Source organism: Magnetovibrio sp., from assembly GCF_036568125.1.
GTDB lineage: Bacteria > Pseudomonadota > Alphaproteobacteria > Rhodospirillales > Magnetovibrionaceae > Magnetovibrio.
On the sequence record NZ_DATCTF010000015.1, the window covers coordinates 57,997 to 77,554 of the forward strand.

Annotated in this window: 24 protein-coding genes; 17 read left to right on the plus strand and 7 right to left on the minus strand. The window is 58.6% G+C overall.

Going from position 1 to position 19,558, the window contains the following annotated elements; genetic code table 11:
- Position 1: 1 nt before the first annotated feature.
- Positions 2 to 1,285 carry an HlyC/CorC family transporter gene (locus tag VIN96_RS12905; RefSeq protein WP_331896641.1) on the plus strand — a complete coding sequence of 428 codons (1,284 nt, stop codon included), beginning with the start codon at positions 2 to 4 and terminating at the stop codon, positions 1,283 to 1,285.
- Positions 1,286 to 1,368: 83 nt separating this feature from the next.
- Positions 1,369 to 1,809, plus strand: a complete 441-nt coding sequence (locus VIN96_RS12910; RefSeq protein WP_331896642.1) for a cyclic nucleotide-binding/CBS domain-containing protein — start codon at positions 1,369 to 1,371, stop codon at positions 1,807 to 1,809.
- Positions 1,810 to 1,839: 30 nt separating this feature from the next.
- Here VIN96_RS12910 and VIN96_RS12915 read toward each other — a convergent pair whose 3' ends face one another.
- Positions 1,840 to 2,157, minus strand: coding sequence for a ribbon-helix-helix domain-containing protein (locus VIN96_RS12915; RefSeq protein ID WP_331896643.1), 318 nt, complete (start codon positions 2,155 to 2,157; stop codon positions 1,840 to 1,842).
- Between the two features lie 231 nt (positions 2,158 to 2,388).
- A complete protein-coding gene (locus VIN96_RS12920) occupies positions 2,389 to 2,664 on the minus strand; it encodes a BolA family protein (protein WP_331896644.1) in 276 nt (91 codons plus the stop codon).
- A gap of 146 nt (positions 2,665 to 2,810) precedes the next feature.
- On the opposite strand from VIN96_RS12920, the gene VIN96_RS12925 reads away from it, so the two are divergent.
- From VIN96_RS12925 to VIN96_RS12950, 6 genes are all read left to right on the plus strand, one after another.
- Positions 2,811 to 3,455, plus strand: a complete 645-nt coding sequence (locus VIN96_RS12925; protein ID WP_331896645.1) for a J domain-containing protein — start codon at positions 2,811 to 2,813, stop codon at positions 3,453 to 3,455.
- A 71-nt stretch (positions 3,456 to 3,526) separates the two neighbouring features.
- The gene (gene cobS / locus VIN96_RS12930) at positions 3,527 to 4,543 is read left to right on the plus strand and encodes a cobaltochelatase subunit CobS (RefSeq protein ID WP_331896646.1); all 1,017 of its coding nucleotides are present in this window, start codon (positions 3,527 to 3,529) and stop codon (positions 4,541 to 4,543) included.
- A gap of 9 nt (positions 4,544 to 4,552) precedes the next feature.
- The gene (gene cobT / locus VIN96_RS12935; RefSeq protein ID WP_331896647.1) at positions 4,553 to 6,424 is read left to right on the plus strand and encodes a cobaltochelatase subunit CobT; all 1,872 of its coding nucleotides are present in this window, start codon (positions 4,553 to 4,555) and stop codon (positions 6,422 to 6,424) included.
- Between the two features lie 115 nt (positions 6,425 to 6,539).
- Positions 6,540 to 6,992 carry a DUF2946 family protein gene (locus VIN96_RS12940; protein WP_331896648.1) on the plus strand — a complete coding sequence of 151 codons (453 nt, stop codon included), beginning with the start codon at positions 6,540 to 6,542 and terminating at the stop codon, positions 6,990 to 6,992.
- Positions 6,993 to 7,166: 174 nt separating this feature from the next.
- Positions 7,167 to 7,685 carry a copper chaperone PCu(A)C gene (locus VIN96_RS12945; protein WP_331896649.1) on the plus strand — a complete coding sequence of 173 codons (519 nt, stop codon included), beginning with the start codon at positions 7,167 to 7,169 and terminating at the stop codon, positions 7,683 to 7,685.
- Between the two features lie 96 nt (positions 7,686 to 7,781).
- Complete coding sequence (locus tag VIN96_RS12950; protein WP_331896977.1) at positions 7,782 to 7,994, plus strand: hypothetical protein; 213 nt, start codon at positions 7,782 to 7,784, stop codon at positions 7,992 to 7,994.
- A gap of 24 nt (positions 7,995 to 8,018) precedes the next feature.
- On the opposite strand, the gene htpX is transcribed toward VIN96_RS12950, so the two are convergent.
- Entirely contained in the window at positions 8,019 to 8,972 is a 954-nt protein-coding gene (gene htpX / locus VIN96_RS12955; protein ID WP_331896650.1) for a zinc metalloprotease HtpX, read from the minus strand.
- 192 nt (positions 8,973 to 9,164) lie between these two features.
- Between htpX and VIN96_RS12960 the strand changes: the two genes are divergently transcribed.
- From VIN96_RS12960 to VIN96_RS12985, 6 genes are read left to right on the plus strand one after another with little or no spacing between them, the layout of a single operon-like run.
- Positions 9,165 to 9,776, plus strand: a complete 612-nt coding sequence (locus VIN96_RS12960; RefSeq protein WP_331896651.1) for a DsrE/DsrF/DrsH-like family protein — start codon at positions 9,165 to 9,167, stop codon at positions 9,774 to 9,776.
- A 16-nt stretch (positions 9,777 to 9,792) separates the two neighbouring features.
- Complete coding sequence (locus VIN96_RS12965; RefSeq protein WP_331896652.1) at positions 9,793 to 10,020, plus strand: sulfurtransferase TusA family protein; 228 nt, start codon at positions 9,793 to 9,795, stop codon at positions 10,018 to 10,020.
- A gap of 5 nt (positions 10,021 to 10,025) precedes the next feature.
- Complete coding sequence (locus VIN96_RS12970) at positions 10,026 to 11,054, plus strand: NAD-dependent epimerase/dehydratase family protein (RefSeq protein WP_331896653.1); 1,029 nt, start codon at positions 10,026 to 10,028, stop codon at positions 11,052 to 11,054.
- Positions 11,055 to 11,102: 48 nt separating this feature from the next.
- Positions 11,103 to 11,708 (plus strand): TetR/AcrR family transcriptional regulator, encoded by a 606-nt coding sequence (locus VIN96_RS12975; protein ID WP_331896654.1) that lies wholly within the window; start codon positions 11,103 to 11,105, stop codon positions 11,706 to 11,708.
- A gap of 54 nt (positions 11,709 to 11,762) precedes the next feature.
- A complete protein-coding gene (locus VIN96_RS12980) occupies positions 11,763 to 12,626 on the plus strand; it encodes an NHL repeat-containing protein (RefSeq protein ID WP_331896655.1) in 864 nt (287 codons plus the stop codon).
- Positions 12,627 to 12,675: 49 nt separating this feature from the next.
- A complete protein-coding gene (locus VIN96_RS12985) occupies positions 12,676 to 13,464 on the plus strand; it encodes a DUF3050 domain-containing protein (protein ID WP_331896656.1) in 789 nt (262 codons plus the stop codon).
- A 79-nt stretch (positions 13,465 to 13,543) separates the two neighbouring features.
- Here the strand turns inward: VIN96_RS12985 and rpmB are convergent, their stop codons facing one another.
- The 4 genes from rpmB to VIN96_RS13005 all read right to left on the minus strand — a co-directional run bounded on the left by rpmB (position 13,544) and on the right by VIN96_RS13005 (position 16,880).
- A complete protein-coding gene (gene rpmB / locus VIN96_RS12990; protein ID WP_331896657.1) occupies positions 13,544 to 13,843 on the minus strand; it encodes a 50S ribosomal protein L28 in 300 nt (99 codons plus the stop codon).
- 127 nt (positions 13,844 to 13,970) lie between these two features.
- On the minus strand, positions 13,971 to 14,747 hold the full coding sequence (locus VIN96_RS12995) for an Hpt domain-containing protein (protein ID WP_331896658.1): 777 nt from the start codon (positions 14,745 to 14,747) through the stop codon (positions 13,971 to 13,973).
- Positions 14,748 to 14,867: 120 nt separating this feature from the next.
- Positions 14,868 to 16,088: an NADP-dependent isocitrate dehydrogenase gene (locus VIN96_RS13000; RefSeq protein WP_331896659.1), complete on the minus strand. Its 1,221-nt coding sequence runs from the start codon at positions 16,086 to 16,088 to the stop codon at positions 14,868 to 14,870.
- A 207-nt stretch (positions 16,089 to 16,295) separates the two neighbouring features.
- On the minus strand, positions 16,296 to 16,880 hold the full coding sequence (locus VIN96_RS13005) for a TIGR00730 family Rossman fold protein (RefSeq protein ID WP_331896660.1): 585 nt from the start codon (positions 16,878 to 16,880) through the stop codon (positions 16,296 to 16,298).
- A gap of 192 nt (positions 16,881 to 17,072) precedes the next feature.
- On the opposite strand from VIN96_RS13005, the gene VIN96_RS13010 reads away from it, so the two are divergent.
- From VIN96_RS13010 to VIN96_RS13020, 3 genes are all read left to right on the plus strand, one after another.
- Positions 17,073 to 17,528 (plus strand): cytochrome c, encoded by a 456-nt coding sequence (locus tag VIN96_RS13010; protein WP_331896661.1) that lies wholly within the window; start codon positions 17,073 to 17,075, stop codon positions 17,526 to 17,528.
- 6 nt (positions 17,529 to 17,534) lie between these two features.
- Entirely contained in the window at positions 17,535 to 18,455 is a 921-nt protein-coding gene (locus VIN96_RS13015; RefSeq protein WP_331896662.1) for a c-type cytochrome, read from the plus strand.
- Positions 18,456 to 18,579: 124 nt separating this feature from the next.
- On the plus strand, positions 18,580 to 19,518 hold the full coding sequence (locus VIN96_RS13020; protein WP_331896663.1) for a LysM peptidoglycan-binding domain-containing protein: 939 nt from the start codon (positions 18,580 to 18,582) through the stop codon (positions 19,516 to 19,518).
- The last annotated feature ends 40 nt before the right edge of the window (positions 19,519 to 19,558 follow it).

Here is a 19,558-nt window from a genome sequence, read left to right on the forward strand (position 1 = left end):
CATGACATACATCGCCGCAGCCATTTTGGTTCTGTTGATCCTTTCGGCCTTTTTTTCCGGCTCGGAAACCGCACTGACGGCCGCCTCGCGACCGCTGATGCATCAGTTGGAAAAGGACGGAAACCATCGCGCCGAACTGATCAACAAGCTCTACCACCGCCGCGAACGCCTGATCGGGGCAATTTTGCTGGGCAACAATCTGGTCAACATTCTCGCCAGTGCGCTCGCCACCAGCTTGTTGATGACCATGTTCGGCGAAGCCGGCGTGGCCATTGCCACCGTCGCGATGACGCTGCTGGTGCTGATTTTTTCGGAAATTCTGCCCAAGACCTACGCCATTCGCCACGCCAACCGCGCGGCGCTGGCGGTGGTGCCGACCATCAACGTACTGGTGATCGTGCTGCTGCCGTTCGTGCGCACCATCAACTTCATTGTGCGCTTGTTGCTGCGCTTGTTCGGCGTCGATTCTCACGCTTCCGAGGGATTGCATTCATCGACCCAGGAATTGCGCGGCGCCATCGAAATGCACACCACCAACGCCGAGGGCGAACACAAGGAATCCGGCGTAATGCTGCGCAGCGTGCTGGATTTGGCCGACGTCCAGGTGGTCGAAATCATGACCCATAGAAAGGGCGTCACCGCCATCAACGCCGACGACCCGGTGGAAAGCATCATCACCCAGGTGCTCGAAAGCCCTTATTCCCGCCTGCCGTTATGGCGCGACGAACCCGACAACGTGGTCGGCGTGCTTCATGCCAAGGCGCTGTTGCGCGAGGTCCGCGAACACGCGAACGATCCACGAAAGCTCGGTGAACTGGACATTCTGTCGATCGCAGCCAAGCCTTGGTTCGTTCCGGAATCAACGGCGCTGCTGGATCAACTCCAGGCTTTCCGGGAGCGCCGCGAGCACTTCGCCATGGTCGTCGATGAATACGGCAGTCTGCTCGGCATCGTCACCTTGGAAGACGTCTTGGAAGAAATCGTCGGCGACATCTCGGACGAAACCGACATCATGGTGCACGGCGTGCACGTTCAATCTGACGGCACCTTAGTGGTGCAAGGCGACGTAACAATTCGCGACCTCAACCGCCAGTTCGAATGGAATCTGCCCGACGAAGAAGCCTCGACCATCGCAGGGCTGATCTTGCACGAATCCCGGCGCATTCCCGAAGTCGGGCAATCGTTTCGCTTTTTCGGTTTTCGTTTTGAAATTTTGCGCCGCTATCATCACCAGATCAAAACCATTCGCATCACCCCACCGGCTGAAGACGATACGGAGGAGTAAACGAACGATGGGTGACTTTGCGCTCAGAATCTCGTAGTAATGACGGGGCATTGCACCACCAGCCCCCATGAGGAACCTCATCCATGCAACGGCGCATCATTCCCGACGTCGTGCGCGAACAGGATATCGTCGCACTCGACAAGACCCGCACCATACACGACGCGGTGCAATTGATGAGTACCCACAACATTGCAGCGATTGCCGTGACAAACGGCGATGACCAGTTGATCGGCATCGTCAGCGAGCGTGACATGACCCATCGCGTGTTGGCGTGCGGACTCAACCCCCTTGCCACGCCGCTTTCGGACGTGATGACCGATCATCCCGAAACGCTGAAGAGTTCCGACAGTTGTCTGGACGCGATCGAACTGATGCTCACGCGCAACATCCGCCACCTGCCGGTCGTTGACGACCAACAGCGGGTGATTGCCATGATTTCCATGCGGGATTTGTTGGAGTCGGCTTTAAAAGAGATCAACCTCAACATCGACGATGCGCGCCGCGAAGCCTTTAAGCCCGAATAGACTTAAGACGGTTGCATCATAAGTAAAAGTTCAGTTTAAGTTTGCGGCCAAGCCGCCACGGTCCTTGCTCGTGTCGTCGCGTTTGTTCGTGGACAGTTTACCGTGCCCTGCCTTGAGGTGGCCGGTGTCCGACGCCGCTTCGCGGAAATACTGCAAAATGAAGGCGCGTACGGCGGCCGTACGGCTGGACCCTTTACGACGCTGTTCGATCAAAGTGCAGATTTCGTGCACGTTCATGTCTTCACGCACGCAAATTTCTTCAAGTGCGACCCACACATCCTGCTCGAGACGCAGGCTGGTGCGGTGTCCATCAACAGTGACATTTCGGCTTTGGAGTCGGCTGTTCATAGCCCACACCCCCTATATTCAATAGTTTACGTACTGGGAAAGTATCCCATTTTACCGCATTTCGGTACCATCGTAACGATAGAACATATTCCAGATTTGTATGGATCACCGCTCTTTTCAATTGCATTTTCGGACTATGCAGCAACCCATTGAATACAAGTGTATTTTTAGAAAGATTCTCATTCTTGCCGGCAACCACGCCTCACGCTGGGCGCGCCATTTTCACCGAACTCAAGCCCGCGATTCTTCAGGGGTGAGCGTTTTCAGTTCCAAAGCGTGAATGTTGTTTGCCATTTCCTCGGCCAACGCCGCATAGACCAGGCGCTGGCGCTGCACTCTATTTTGCCCTTCAAACGCCGAAGACACAACAACCACGGCAAAGTGGCTTTCGCCTTCCGGGCGCGCGCCGGCATGGCCTGCATGCTTGGCGCTATTGTCGATCACCTCCAGGTGAACCGGGTTCAGGGCGGCGGTAAGCTTGCTTTCAATGGCATTGCGGACGCGCATGGTGTAAATCCTCGTTGTACAAATTGGTTTTGAACAAGTAAGGCATCTGAGCCCAGGATCAAGGGGCAATTGCTGCGTCCTGTTCAAGTCCGCTCACCATCAGTCCGCATCTTGCAAGAAAGCCTCGAAAACCCCATAGTTAGATCATGGTCAACCACGCTCAAAAAACCGGGCACACACGAAAAACCGGCCAAGCCCGAAAGGCCGGTTTGGAAACCCCGTTCACGATCCGCCCCAAACGTGCGGCGCATAGGCATGCGCGCACGTGCGATTGGCAGGGATGCGTGGACGAAGGCGAATTTCGCACCCACAAATCGCCGCGCGAAATGGGCAGCCACGTCTGGTATTGCGCCGACCACATTCGAGAACACAACAAAAGCTGGAATTATTTCGAAGGCCTGACCGACGACGAAGTCGAAGCGGTGATCAAAAACGACACCGTCTGGCAACGTCCGACTTGGGAACTCGGGTCCAAGGCCGACAAAGCCAAGGCCAAAGCCTTTGCCGCCGGAGCACGCATCCAGGACAATTTTGGTTTTTTCAACGATGCCACCGACCCAGGCCAAAGCCGTCCGTTCAATCGCGCGTTTCCACCCGACAGCCCGGTCGCCAAGGCTTACGCCGTGCTCGACCTGGATCCGTCGGCCACTATCGACGACGTCAAAACGCGCTACAAAAAACTCGTCAAGCGTCATCACCCGGACGCCAACGGCGGGTGTAAAGAGGCAGAAGAGACTTTCAAGGAAATCGGCATCGCCTATCAAACGGTCCTGAAATATCTCAACGCCTAACTCGCTGCATTATCCGCTCCCCTGAAAACCCTGCCGCAATCGTCCCGGCACACTGCAAACCGGAAATCATGATGACCACCTCTTCAGACGCAAACACCGCCGCCTTCCCGTTGGACGCCCCCGACATCATGCTGGACGTGCGCCAAACGTTTGGCATCGACATCGACATGGATGTACCGGCCTTTTCCGAAGGCGAAGCCCATGTGCCGAGCATCGATCCAAATTACCAGTTCGATTTCGACACCACGCTGGCCATCCTCGCGGGCTTCAAACACAACCGCCGCGTCATGGTGCAGGGTTATCACGGCACCGGCAAGTCGACCCACATCGAACAGGTCGCCGCGCGCCTCAACTGGCCGATGATCCGCGTCAATCTGGACAGCCACGTGTCGCGTATCGACCTGGTGGGCAAGGACGCCATCGTGCTCAAAGACGGCAAGCAAGTGACGGAGTTTCGCGAAGGCATCTTGCCGTGGGCGTTGCAGCACCCTGTTGCGATCGTGTTCGACGAATACGATGCCGGGCGCCCAGACGTGATGTTCGTGATCCAACGCGTATTGGAAGTCGAAGGACGCCTGACGTTGCTAGACCAAAGCCGTGTGATCCGCCCGCACCCTTATTTCCGGCTGTTTTCGACCACCAACACCATCGGCCTGGGCGATACCACCGGGCTCTATCACGGCACCCAGCAGATCAATCAAGGCCAGATGGACCGCTGGAACATCGTCACCACGCTGAATTATCTGCCCCATGATGACGAAACGCGCATCATTCTGTCCAAGGTCGCCGCGTACCAGAGCGACGAAGGCCGTAAAACCGTGTCGGCCATGGTGCGGGTCGCCGACCTCACCCGCGAAGGCTTCATCAGCGGCGACATCTCGACCGTGATGAGCCCGCGCACGGTGCTGACGTGGGCGGAAAACGCGCAGATTTTCGGCAATGTCGGCACCGCGTTCCGCATGAGCTTCCTCAACAAATGCGATGAGTTGGAACGCCCCATCGTCGCCGAATATTACCAGCGCTGCTTTGGCGAGGAATTGCCCGAATCCCTGATCAAATCCGGTCTCGGGTCCAGCGCTCAAGGATAAGGCCGGGACATGTCCAAGGCAGAACCGCTCAACGAAACGCTCAAACGCGCAACCGCAGCAACGCTCAAGGCCATGGGCCAAAAGCGCGAACTGACGGTCGGTTTCGTGCGCGGTCAAAGCGGCCCGTCCCTGTCGGGCGAAAGCGCCATGCTGCCCGAACCGGAACCGGCACCGCATCTCAAATCCGCCGACGTCTTGCGTCTGCGCGGACAAGCCGACGCCCTGGCGATGCGCATGCAATATCACGACCCGGACTTGCACAACCGCTTGATGCCGCCGGGCGATGATGCGCGCGCGGTATTCGGCGCCCTGGAACAAGCACGGGTCGAGGCTGTCGGCGCGCGGGTGTTTCCCGGCGCGGCGCAAAACATGGCGGCGCTGCACGAACAGAACGCCGGTAAATTCCGTGGGGTCAGCGAGCGCGACCCGGTGCACATGGCCCAGGCCATCACGCTGTTGGCGCGCGAACGTTTCAACGGCGAGAAAATTCCCGCCGACGCCGAGGACTTGGCCCAAATCTGGCGGCCGTGGCTCGACGCCAAAGCCCCAGGACGCCTCAACAAGCTGGCGACGACGTTGGCCGATCAGGCGGAATTCGCGCGTGAAGCCGGAATGCTGATGCAAGCGCTGGAACTGCTCAACGAATTGCCCGGTCAAAGTGAATCCGATCAGCAGTCGGATCAGGACGCCCAAAGCCAGGAACAGCAGCCAGAAAGCGAGTCTGACGACAGCCAGCAAGGCGATGGTGAACAGGACACCTCCGGCGTGATGGGCTCGGAAGGCATGAGCGCCGAATTCGCCGACGGCCTCGACGGCGAAGGCGGGTTGGACGAAGACATGGTCGCGGGCGGCGAGACACCCTCAGGCCCCAGCGAACACGACGACGCGTGGCCGCAAAACGATCCCAACCCCGTCCGTCCCTATCGCGCCTACACCACCGAATTCGATCAGGTCGTGCCCGCCGAAGAACTGTGCGAGCCGATGGAATTGCAGCGCCTGCGCGAACAGTTGGACCGCCAGTTGGATAAGCTGCAAGGCGTGGTCACCAAACTCGCCAACCGTTTACAGCGCCGCCTGCTGGCCAAACAGACGCGATCGTGGGAATTCGATCTGGAAGAAGGCATGCTGGATGTCGCCAAATTGCCGCGGGTGATCATCGACCCTTACGCACCGCTGTCGTTCAAGGAAGAAAAGGACGCCGATTTCCGCGACACCGTGGTGTCGTTGCTGATCGACAATTCCGGCTCCATGCGCGGCCGGCCCATCTCCATCGCCGCCACCAGCGCCGATGTCATGGCGCGCACCTTGGAACGCTGTGGGGTGAAAGTTGAAATTCTCGGCTTCACCACCCGCGCGTGGAAGGGCGGTAAATCCCGCGAGCAATGGGTCGAACAGGGCAAGCCGGAAAAGCCCGGCCGCCTCAACGATCTGCGCCACATCATCTACAAGGGTGCCGACACCCCCTGGCGGCGTGTGCGACGCAACTTAGGGCTGATGCTCAAAGAAGGCATCTTGAAGGAAAACATCGACGGCGAAGCCTTGCTGTGGGCGCACAGCCGTCTGCTCGGCCGCCCCGAACAACGCCGCATTTTGATGGTCATTTCCGACGGCGCGCCGGTGGACGACGCCACCTTGAGCGTCAACCCCGGCAACTATCTCGAACGCCACCTGCGCGACGCCATCGAATGGATCGAGACCAAATCGCCGGTCGAACTGATCGCCATCGGCATCGGCCACGACGTGACGCGCTATTACAAACGCGCCGTAACACTGCTGGATGCCGAGGATCTGGGTGGAACCATCATGTCGGAGTTGGCCGATTTGTTCGATGAAGACACCAAATCCACCCGCCAACAAGGCCGCATGCGGCGACGTGCATAGAACATTTCATGTCCGTCGGCGGGCACTTAAACCTTGCCTCTTGGCCTATTTCGCATAAGATTGGTGTAAATGAGATGAGCGCCATGCTCATCCGCAGTTTGCAACGGGGATGACCGTGATTCTGACACGCGTCAAAAGTGCGATCCGCTCGACCTGCAGCCGCCTCAAGGTAACGCACCGGGGCGCGGCGCAGACGGCGTTGTTCGCCATGCTTTTGCAAGCGATGATCCCGCTCAGCGCCGCCGTACCGCTACCGGACGACGACGGCATCCGCGAGGGTCAGTCACTCCCCAGTTTCTATCTCGTTATTTGTACGGCCTACGGCGCACAGACCCGCGGCGACGTTTTGGACGGACCTCTGGACAAGGTTCCTTCTGACGTCACACCCTGGGACTGCCCAGTCTGCCAAGTGCAGGCCAGCGCCCAAGGTCCGGTCCCTCAGGCGCCCCAGGTGGCGTTTGTACCCCTCGACCTCCCTCGGGGGTGCAACGTTCCTGAAGCGAGCGACAAGCGGACCGCACTTTGGAGTGCCGCGCCGGGGTTGGCCCGCGGTCCGCCCGCCGCCTGACCCACAGTTACACTTCCCAACCAAGACCACGCTCGGGCCGGAAAGTAGGACGGCCGGCTCGGGCGTGTGTCTATACAAAACAGCCAAGATTTGAACCTGCTCGTCCCAACCAGGATTGAGCCGCCCGTACAGAGAGGCGCACGCGTGTGCCCGCAATTGCAAGGACCCAAGACCATGAACAGCTTTAAGACTTTCATCGCCGCAACCGCACTCGCCACCGTCGCTTTCACCGGTGCTGCCCTGGCCGGCGACATGACGATTTCCAAGCCTTGGGCCCGTGCCTCTGCCGGCATGGCCAAAGCCGGCGCTGCCTTTATGTTCATCTACAATGAAACCGGGATGGACGACACCCTGGTCGCCGCCAAGGCCGACGTGTCGAAAAAGGTCGAACTGCACACCCACCTGATGGAAGGCGGCGTGATGAAAATGCGTGAAGTCGAAGGCGGCATCCCGGTGAAAAACGGCACCACCCAAGAACTCAAACCCGGCAGCTACCACGTGATGTTCATGGGTCTGAACGAGCCGCTTAAAGAAGGCAGCTCCTTCCCCGTCACCTTGGTGTTCGAACATGCCGGCGAAAAGACCATCAAAGTCGAAGTCATGGGACCGGGCGCGATGGGCGATATGGCCAAGCACAAAATGGGTGGCATGCAGAACATGGACCACGGCAACATGCCGGGCATGGGTCAATAAGCCCCTTAACACCACCGACCACATCGAAAAGGCCGGAACGGTATCGTTCCGGCCTTTTTTTGATCTCGCCCCGTTGCGTCAGGAAACCACGAACGCCTGTTGTCATCGCGACTGATGGAAGCCCAACACCATCACCACGACATTCCCGCCGCGACTTTGCATCTGCACATCGACGAGCGAAACTGCCTCGAGGCCACGGTGCTTAGAGATACGATGAAAGATGTGCGCCATCTGTCCAATCACCTGACCTCCCAAACCGGCGTCAAGAACGGTCGCCTGCACATCATTCCCATCGACAGCGATACATAGACGACGATTGGCGTTCGCGGACCCTTAACGCGAACGACCGCGTCCACGCATGTTCGGCACGGAGCTGGACCGTCGTGCGCGTTTGACCGGGCGCGTCGCGCTGCTGGGACTGGGAGTGGGGCTGGCACTGGAACGCATGGTTCCGGCAAGCGCCTGCAGACGTTCGATGCGGTTTTTCATATTGGGGTGGGTCGAGAACAGGTTGTCCACCGATTTGGCGTGCAACGGGTTGACGATGAACATATGCGCGGTCGCCGGGTTGTCCTCGGCGCGGGCGTTGTCGATGCGCTTTGCGCCTTGTTCCAATTTGCCCAGCGCCGATGCCAACCACAATGGTTGGCCGCATATTTCGCTACCGATACGATCAGCCTCGTATTCGCGGGTGCGCGAGATCGCCATCTGCACCATCATCGCCGCCAGCGGCGCCAAGATCATCACCAAGATCACCCCGACGATGCCCAACGGATTGTTGCGGTTGTCGCTGCCGCCGAAAAACATCGCGAAGTTCGCCAGCATGCTCAGCGCACCGGCGATGGTCGCGGTGATGGTCATGATCAGGGTGTCGCGGTTTTTCACGTGTGCCAACTCGTGCGCCATCACGCCCGCGACCTCGTTGGTATTCAACAGACGTAGCAGCCCCGTGGTCGCCGCGACGGCGGCATTTTGCGGGTTGCGACCGGTGGCGAACGCGTTGGGCTGGTCCTCGTCGATGATGTAGACCTTGGGCATGGGCAGGTCGGCCTGTTGCGCCAGAGCCGCGACCATGTCGTAAAATTCCGGTTGCTCCGTGCGCGAAACCTGACGCGCGCCGTACATCCTGAGCACCATCTTGTCCGATGACCAATAGGCCCAGAAGTTCATGCCGACCGCGATCATCAAGGCGATCAGCATGCCGCCTTCGCCGCCCAACATGAAACCCGCAGCCATGAACAAAGCCGTCAGGCCCGCGATCAAAATGGCTGTGCGCATGTACCCCATCGATGATCCTTTCGTGTTCGTATCGAAGGTCTTGTACCTGAGCGGGAGATAGGCGTGCGCCCCCTATCGCGTCAATCCCCCCGCAGCCATCGTCACGCGAAAAAATTTGGACGATTGACTGATTTGGACGATTGTCTTATTTTTAGGCCTCCACCATCAAAGGGGCACTCAACCGAACCGAGGGGATAGCCGATGAATATGATTAAAACGACGACAGACGAAGCCCATCTCAACGACTTGATCGACAAACGGCTCGATGCCGTGTTGGAACGTAAACTGGCCGAGATCGAGGCCAACAAAACCCCGTCCCTGGCGATCATCGCCACCAAAGGCACCATGGACATGGCCTATCCGCCGTTCATCCTGGCCTCGACCGCAGCGGCGCTCGAATGGGATGTGTCGGTGTTTTTCACGTTTTACGGCTTGGAACTGCTGAAGAAAAAACCGCGCTTGCAGGTCAGCCCGCTGGGCAATCCGTCAATGCCGATGAAAATGCCCTTCGGCCCCGAATGGCTGAAAGGCATCGAGTGGAACATTCCCAACGCGGTGATGAGCAACGTGCCCGGTTTCGAAGCCATGGCCACCGCCATGTTCAAGGAAACCACCTGCGCCAAGGGTGTCGCCAGCGTCGAAGAATTGCGTGAAGCGTCAATCGAAGGCGGCGCGAAGCTGTTCGCGTGTCAGATGACGGTCGATCTGTTCGGCCATTCCCAAGACGACTACATCCCCGAAGTCGAGGGCTGGATCGGCGCGACCAGCTATCTGCCGATGTCGCAAAAAGCCGACATCAGTCTGTTCATTTAAACGGAGGAACGTACATATGGACTTCACCCACGACCTCGATGCACGCGGCCTCAATTGCCCGCTGCCGATCTTGAAAATTCGCAAGGTCCTGAACCAAGCCGAAAGTGGCGAGGTGGTGCGTATGATCAGCACCGACCAGGGTTCGCTGAAAGACATCGAATCGTTTTGCAAGCAGACCGGCAACACCTTGCTTTCGACCACCAGTGCCGATCGCGAACACACCTTCTTCGTGCGCAAGGATTGAACCCCATGGACCCGCGTAAAAAGACCCTGACGGTGCTCGTCACCGGCGCCACCGGGTTCACCGGTTCGCACACCCTCGCTGCGTTGGCGGGGTTCGACCACGTCAATGTCGTCGCAACATGTCGCAACCCGGCCAAGCTGTCGGGGCGTTTTAAAGGCGAGATCCGGGTCGGCGATTTGAGCGATGCCGGGTTTCGCAAGCATGTGCTGCAAGACATCGATGCCGTCGTCCACTGCGCTGCGTGGACCGCAGCGTGGGGACACCGGTCGCAATCGGACACGCATCACCTGCGTCCCGCGCTCGCCTTCATCGACGACGTGGTCCAAGCCGGTGTGAAGCGCTTCGTCCACGTCAGCAGCACCGCGCTGACCGATCGCAACACGGACGACGACGCGCATTGCGTGGGCGAGGTTACGCCGTTCTTCCCTCACCTGCACAATGTCCAAAAGATCGAAGAATATATGCGCCGACACGCCGACCACGGCACCACATTCGTCAACATGCGCTTGGGGTTTTTCGTCGGCTCGAATTACGGCCTGGGCATTTTGCCGATGTTGCTGCCCAGGCTAAAAACCCACCTGGTGCCATGGGTGAACGGTGGCGCCACCCATCTGCCGCTCATCGATGGTCGCGATATCGGGCAAGCCATGGCGCTGGCCGCGACGGTTCCCGGCCTCAAAGGCTATGAATCGTTCAACGTCATCGGCCCCGAAAACCCGACCGTGCGTGACGTCATCGGTTTCTTGCATGATGAATTCGGCTATCCCAAGCCGCACTTTTCAGTACCGTTTCCCATCGCCTACGTCTTTGCCGGCTTGATGGAAGCCATCGATCCGTTGGTGTGGTGGGAACCATTGGTGACCCGATCCATCATCCACTTTTTGGAGGAAAAAGCCGTCACCAATAGACGCGCCGAACAGGTGCTCGGATATCGGGCGCAACATCCTTGGCGACAGGCCGTTCGGTTGCAAATCGCCGAGATGGCCCGCAGGCAAATCAAACCCATGTCTATGACGCCACCAATCGGCGTGTAGTACATGAATATGCATTTATGTCTGGAAACCTAAGCTCCGGCGCGTAAGATGGGGACATCATCGCGCATTCAAGCTGGAGCCGTCATGGGCCGCAAGGGCGAAGAAAAACGCCAGCGCATCATCGATGCCGCCAACACCTTGTTTTATCACAAGGGGTTTACCGCAACGTCGTTCGCCGACATTGCGGACGATTGCGATGTGCCCAAAGGCAATTTTTATTTCTATTTTCGCACCAAGGAAGAGTTGCTCGACGCGGTGATCCGCGACCGCTCGGAGCGTCTGGCAGGTTTGCTCGACGACCTTCACAAAGACATTCCCGATCCGCGTGCACGCCTGCACCGCATCGCCGACGTGCCGTTCAACGATCGCCACGAGGTGGCGCAATATGGCTGCCCGATGGGTACGCTGAGTGCGGAAATCGGCAAGCTCACCCCTTTCAGTCAGAACGCTTTGACGTCGATGTATTCGTTGTTGTTGATGAGCATGCATCACTGCCTGGCGGGCATGGGATTGAGCCACGACGACGCCGACCATAATGCCCGTCACATGCTGACGCGTCTGCAAGGCGCCGCCAACCTTGCCCAGACCTTCAAGGATGAAAACTGGCTGGAAGCGGAAATCGCCGACATTCACGACTGGATCGATTCCCTGTGATCACCGCCATGGCGGTGATATGCTGAGGCGACATCACCACCGTTGAGGTATCTCGTGATCCGTCTCGTTATTTTTACCCTGAGCATGTTGTGCGCCGCCCTCCCCGCGCGGACGGAAACCATGTGGGCCAATTTGGAACGGGTGTCGGAGCCCCTCTTGGCGGCTCCCCATGACCTGACGTTGAGCCCCGACGGCCGTTTCCTGGTAGTGGCCGACATGGGCAACGACCGGGTCGTGCTCTTGGACCCGGATCTATTGACCCTTGAGGGCATCATCGGGGCGCAAACGCTCAGCTTCCCTCACGACGTGGTTTTCGACGCCAAGGGCCGTTTGCTGGTGGCCGACAGCGGCAACGATCGCATCGTGATTTATGAGTTTCACGACACCGCCGCGCAGATTGTCGGCATCATCGAAAATCTGGGCGGGCCCGAAGGCCTCGCGGTCGGCCCGCACGGATCGATCTATGCGTCCTCCACCATGGAAGATCGGGTCGTGCGCATCCACGATGGCGCGATTGAAACCGTCGCCGACAGCGCGTTGGGCATGGCCTTGAGCCGCCCGCACGACATCGAAATCCGCCAAGACGCCACCGGGCTGAGCATCATCGCCACGGACCCCGGCAACCACCGCCTTGTGGTGTTCGACCGCGATTTGCGCCCGAAATTCGAAATTTCCACTTGGGACCCACCGTTTTCGGAGCCCAAATACATCAGCCACGACGAACAAGGTCGCCTGTACGTCGCCGACGCGTTCAACAACCAAATTCGCGTGTTCAGTCCCGACGCCGCCCCGCTGGGCACGTTTGCCGAAACGCACGTCAAACTGCCGGAAGGCATATTGGTGGTCAAGGACCGCGCCTGGGTGTCGGACACCGAAAATGGCCGCGTTTTGCTTTACCGATTGGGGGAAAGGCGGTAAATTTCACCCCACCATACACCCCGGCCCCAATCAAAAAATCGGAAAACCGATGAAAAACGATTTCAATCTCGACCTGATCGCGCCTGCGCGCGACCGCTTGGCCCGCCACCCGGTTTACGAATCGGTGCGCACCATGGCCGATCTGCGTGTGTTCATGCAGCACCACGTTTATTCCGTGTGGGATTTCATGTCCCTGTGCAAAACCTTGCAAAACGAACTGGCGCCGACCCGCGTGCCGTGGACGCCCAAGGGCGATCCAATGGTACGCCGCTTCATCAACGAGATCGTGCTCGAAGAAGAAACAGACCAGGGCCTGCCCGGACACGAACCCGAATTTCTCAGCCATTATGAACTGTATCGCACCGCCATGCGCGAAATCGGCGCCGACGCCGACACGGTGCATGGGTTTGTCGAAACCGCTGCGGACAAAGGCATTCGCAAGGCTTTCGACGATCACGACATTCCCGCCGCCGCGCGCGCCTTCACGGCCCAGACGTTCCAGTTCATCGAGACCGATAAACCCCATGTCATCGCCGCTGCGTTCGCACTCGGACGCGAACACATCATCCCCGCCATGTTCCGCTCATTTTTGAAGGATATGGCCGTCACCAAGGCTGATGCACCGGCATTTCACTATTATCTGGAACGCCACATCCACCTGGATGAAGATTTTCACGCGCCCTTGTCGTTGCGCATGCTGAATGCGTTCATTGACGGCGATGCGAAAAAAGCCCGCGAAGCCGAAGAGGCCGCCCTTTTGGCCATCGATGCACGCACCCGCTTTTGGGATGGCGTGTTCGACGCCCTGCCCGGCAACCAAGAAGCCGCCGCCGAATAACATCATCGCGGCGTTGATAACATGAAAAAAGGCCCGCTCTATGAGCGGGCCTTTTTAATGGTGCCTGTTCGGCGCTGACTTAAGCGGCCTTGGCAGCTTTCGCCAACGCGCGACGAACGCGGCGCTTCAGCCGTTGGGCTTCTTCGGTCAGCTTCAGGTTCGACGTACCCAGCAGGTAGGCGTCGAGACCGCCGTTGTGTTCGATCGAGCGGATGGTGCTGGCGCAGATACGCATGCTCACCGGATGCCCCAGGGCATCGCTCATCAACGAAATGTCCTGCAGGTTGGGCAGGTAACGGCGACGGGTTTTGTTGTGAGCGTGGGACACGTTGTTACCGGTCATCACGCCACGGCCGGTCAGGGCGCATTTACGGGCCATTGTTCGGCTCCTCAAGTCAAAAACGGATGCAGGGCCACACAGATGCAGCCCCGAGTGCGCGGTTTTTACGGAATTTAAAGGGGTACGTCAAGGAAGAAATCGCGTATTTACCACCGGAAATCGCGTTCTATTTCTCACTCTTGCGGATAAATGCCATCAATTCGAGCGAGAACCGCGGACCTTTTTTGATCAGGGTGGTCCGTGGCGGCAGGGATTCCAGCATTTCATTGCTGATCTCGTCCGCCGTCACCACCGCGGTCTGAACGTTGCGGGTGGCCTGAAACATCTGCAGCGCCCAGGCCAATTCGATGCCGGTCATGCGCTCGAGGGCATGGGTGGTGATGACGAAATCGGGTTTGAGCGTGAGAGCCATGTCCAAGGCCTCGATCGCTTTGTCGAGAATCGAGACTTTGTAGCCCAACTGCGCCAATTCCTGGGAGATGATCTTACGCTGCACGCCGCGCGGCATGATCATCACGGCGGACCCCTTGTCCAGCGCCCGAACGCCGCTTTGACGACGCCCCGTGGGCAAGCTGCGCAACATCATATGGGCCAATTGCTCGTCGGGCTCTTCGCCCGCGACCAAAATGTCGGTTAGGGTGTTGACGAACACCCGCAGATCTTCTGCGGTGACCGTGGAAATGTCACCGCTGGTTTCAAGATAGTCCTCAAGGCCGTGCGCCACCCTGGAAATGGTCGGAAAGCCGAACGAACCGCCAGAGCCTTTGATGGAATGGATGATGCGTTTGATTTCGAGGATATGGTTTTCCGCGCCGTCCTCGCCACTGCGCAGGGCCTCGATCTCGTCGTCCACGGCATCGAGCTTATCACGTGCGCCATCGATAAAATCCTGGCGCATATCGGCCAAGATCATCTCCAGATCCGGATCGGTCGACGGCCTCATATCCCAACCTCTCGAACGGTTACAGCAGTCCCCATATTAAGCCCCGCACAAGGGCGGGCAAGCAAAAACCCCACCGGATGGGCCGGTGGGGTTTCGCATTGTCGCCTGTCGGCCAACCGTTTACCAGCTGGCCATTTCGGCTTGCAGGTTTTCGTCAAGCTTTTCCAGGAACTGGTTGGTGGTCATCCACGCCTGATCGGGGCCGATCAGCAGCGCCAGGTCCTTGGTCATGAAGCCCGCTTCGACGGTCTCGACACAGACTTTTTCCAAGGTTTCGGCGAACTTGACCACGTCGGGGGTGTCGTCGAACTTGCCGCGATACGCCAATCCGCGGGTCCAGGCGAAAATCGACGCGATCGGGTTGGTCGAGGTTTCCTTGCCCTGCTGATGCTGACGATAGTGACGCGTCACGGTGCCGTGGGCCGCTTCGGCTTCCACCGTCTGGCCGTCCGGCGTCATCAACACCGAAGTCATCAAACCCAATGAACCAAAACCCTGCGCCACGGTGTCGGACTGCACGTCGCCGTCGTAATTTTTGCACGCCCACACGAAACCGCCGGACCACTTCATGGCGCACGCGACCATGTCGTCAATCAGACGGTGTTCGTAGGTGATGTTGGCAGCATCGAACTTGGCTTTGAATTCGGTGTCGAAGACCTCTTGGAAGAGGTCCTTAAAGCGCCCGTCGTAAGCCTTGAGAATGGTGTTTTTGGTCGACAGATACACCGGCCAGCCCAGATCGAGACCGTAATTGAAGCAAGAACGAGCGAAACCGCGGATGCTGTCATCCAGGTTGTACATGGACATCGCCACGCCACCGCTGGGGAAATTAAACACTTCGCGTTCGATCACCTCGCCACCGTCTTCCGGCACGAACTTCATCGTCAGCTTGCCGGCGCCGGGCACTACGAAATCGGTGGCACGGTATTGATCGCCAAAGGCATGACGGCCGATCACGATCGGCTGGGTCCAACCGGGCACCAGACGCGGTACGTTGGAGCACAAGATCGGCTGACGGAACACGGTGCCGCCGATGATGTTGCGGATGGTGCCGTTGGGGCTTTTCCACATGGCTTTGAGATTGAACTCTTTGACGCGATCTTCGTCCGGCGTGATCGTCGCGCACTTGACTCCGACGCGGTGCTTTTTGATCGCTTCGGCGGCGTCGATGGTGATCTGATCGTCGGTTTCATCGCGCTTTTCAACGCTGAGATCGTAATATTTCAGATCCACGTCCAGGTACGGCAGGATCAGTTTGGTCTTGATAAAATCCCAAATGATGCGGGTCATTTCATCGCCATCGAGCTCGACGATAGGGTTGGCGACCTTGATTTTCGACATCCGCGATTCTCCTTATATACCCCGAAAATGTTTGTCGGCCTTCAGGTATCCACCCGAAAAGCGCGCAAAATTGCGGGGTCTCGTTTTACAGAGTTTATCCAAGCTGTGTATGTGTGCACCTGCAACATATGACTCCCCGCCTTCTTTGACAAGCGGCGCGCATATCACGTGACGCATCCATAAACTGAAGACGGAAACCCCACTTTCTTACAGATGGCTGGTCAGTACGATCTCATCGGCTTCGGGGGCGGCGGCGATGGCATCGAAAATTTGCTCGACGTTTTCGACCACCTGAAACAGCTCTTTAACCTTGTGATGACCGAAACCGCCGTCGACCACCCGGTCGATCAAGGCGAAATACGGATCCCAATAGCCATTGGTGTTGACGAACACGATCGGTTTGTTGTGTTGCTGAAGCTGCTTCCAGGTGGTGATTTCGATGCTTTCGTCCAAGGTGCCGAGCCCGCCCGGCAGAACCACGAAGGCATCCGAAATTTCGAACATCTTGGCTTTGCGCTCGTGCATCCCCTCGACCACGATTTCGTCCGCGCCGTCGACCACGCCGACCTCGTAAGCGCGGAGAAACTCGGGAATGATCCCCGTGACCGCGCCACCCGCCGAAATCGTTGCGTTCGCCACCACCGCCATCAGACCGATGCCGCCGCCGCCATAGACCAAACGCACGCCGCGCTCGGCCAACAAGCGGCCGAGTTTTTCACCCTCGCGGGCATGGGCCGGGTCGGTGCCCGGACGCGATCCGCAAAAAACGCACAGTGATGTCAAATTGCTCATCGAAGTTCCCTTTCTTACTTCCCATCTTTGTAGCGTGCGGCGTGCCGTGTCGAAAGCCTCAATTGTCCGGTCCTTGTTACGAACCGTTACAAACTGGCCCTTGGCAATGGATTGCTTTTCACGGAAACTATGCTGCGATTGGTCCCACACAGCGCCCGCGATGGGCGAGCGCACGAAGGAGATGACTGAGCCATGATGATGAAACGCACAACCCTTTTCGCCTGCGCAGCCTTGGCCGCGATTTCGTTCACGGCCCCCGCGATGGCTGACGACGCCGGTGAAATCAAATACCGCAAATCCGTTATGAAATCGATCGGCGGCCACATGGGCTCGATCGCGGGTATCTTCAAAGCGGAAACCGGCAATCAGACCAACCTCGCCGTGCACACCCAGGGCATGGCCGCACTGGCGACAATTACCGGCTCAGTCTTCCCTAAGGGCTCCGATTTCGGTGAAACCGGCGCGCTGCCCGTCATTTGGGAAAAGCCTGACGACTTCGCCAAGGCCGTAAAAATGTTCGAAAGCGCCGCCGCAAATATGAACGCCGCCGCCATGTCCGGCGACATGGCCGCCGCAGGCGCCGCGTTCGGCGAATTGGGCAAATCGTGCAAGAACTGCCACGAGAATTTCCGCGAGAAAAAGAAGTAAGATAACGTGCCGACGGCTCTGCCCCTACAGGCAATCTATAGCGCCGCCCTCGCCACCGTTGTGGCTGGGGCGGCGCTGCTGTCTACACATGCGCCAGCCTTTGGCCAAGATTCGTTGGCGAAAGGCGAATACATCTTCAATCTGGCCGGATGCGAAGGCTGCCATACCGACAAAAAAAACAACGGCCCCCGATTGGCCGGCGGGCGGGCGTTCAAGACCGACTATGGCACGTTTTTCAGCCCCAACATCACACCCGACCCGAACACGGGCATCGGCAAGTGGACCTTTGACGATTTCAAACGCGCCCTGCGCGAAGGCATCGCCCCCGATGGCAGTCACTATTTTCCGGCATTTCCCTATACCTCCTACACCCACATGACGGACGACGACATCGCCGCACTGTGGGCCTATATGCAAGCCCAGCCTGCCACCAACCACGTGAACACGGCACACGACCTCAAAGCGCCGTTCGGCTGGCGCTGGTTGATGGTGTTTTGGAATGCGCTCTACCTCGATCCCGGCCCCAAGTCCGATTGGGACCGCGGCCGTTATGTCACCGAAGCCCTGTCGCATTGCCATGAATGCCACACGCCGCGCAATCTTCTTGGCGGCTATCAAAACGACAAAGCGTTCGCCGGCACCATAAGCAACCCCGAAGGCATCACCGTGCCGAACATCACGCCCGACCCTGATACCGGCATCGGCAAGTGGTCCGAGGGCGATTTAAAGATGCTGTTTACCACCGGCATGTTGCCCGACGGCGATTTCGTCGGCGGGGTGATGAGCGAATCGATCAGCCACTCCACCAGCAAAATGACCGCTCAGGACCGCCAAGCGTTGATCCGCCATCTGCAATCCCTGCCCCCGGTCCACAATCCGGTCAAAGCCCCAAAAGCCAAGGTTTCCGGGGGGGGCGATTGGAATTGACATTTTTTTTACGCCATTCGCACTTTAGGGTGATTGCAGTCCCATCGCCCCACATTTAGTGTTAAACATAATAATGTTGGGGCCTCACGGGATCAGGAGTTGGGGGACGTTGCATAAATCCGTCATGATAGGTGTGCTCGGCGTGGTCATCATCGCCGTCGCCGTCGGGCTCAGCATCATTCTGGGCGACGTGGATACCCCCCCGCCGCCGCCTGCCCAAACCACTGAACAAGATCGCGCGACCAAAACCCAAGCTGAAACCGTCGTCCCGCCGTCGTTCGACGTCGTGCGGGTCAACCCCGAAGGCAACGCCGTGATGGCGGGCCGCGCCCATCCCGGCAGCCGCGTCGAAATCCTTGACGGCGACAATGTGTTCGGGTCCGTCGCTGCGGATGCTCATGGAGAATGGGTGTATGTACCCGAATCCCTATTGGAACCCGGTGAACGCCGCCTCGGCCTGCGCATGCACGTTGACGGGCACGATCCCGTTCTGTCCGACCATGTGGTGATTTTGGTGGTCCCCGAACGCGGTGCCAACACCGACGGTGCGCTGGCGCTGAAAGTACGTCGCGACGGCACCGGCCCCAGTGAAGTTCTGCAAAAACCCGGCCCGCAAGACGTTTTCGGCGTCGATTCCGTCGATTACGGCGGCGGCAACCTGACCATCAGCGGCCACGCATCGCCGGGACACGCGGTGCAGCTTTACATCGACAACCATTTCATCGGCCGCACCATCACCGATGCGGCGGGACGCTGGCACGTCACCCCGCAAACCGATATCGCACCCGGCACCTATACCCTACGTGCCGACATGATCGACGACCGCGCCCAGGTGTTGGCGCGGCGCGAACTGCCGTTCCAACGTGCCGAGCCTGCGGACACCAAAGATCTCGCCCCCGGCAGCTTCGTCGTCGTGCAACCCGGCAACAGCCTGTGGCGGCTGGCGCAGCGCACCTATGGCGAAGGATTGCGTTTCCATATGATTTACGAGGCAAATCAAAAGCTGATCCGTGACCCCAATTTGATCTATCCCGGCCAAGTGTTCCGCCTGCCTGGACAATAGGACAAAACAATAAACGGTGCTTTGCAGCCATTTTTTAACG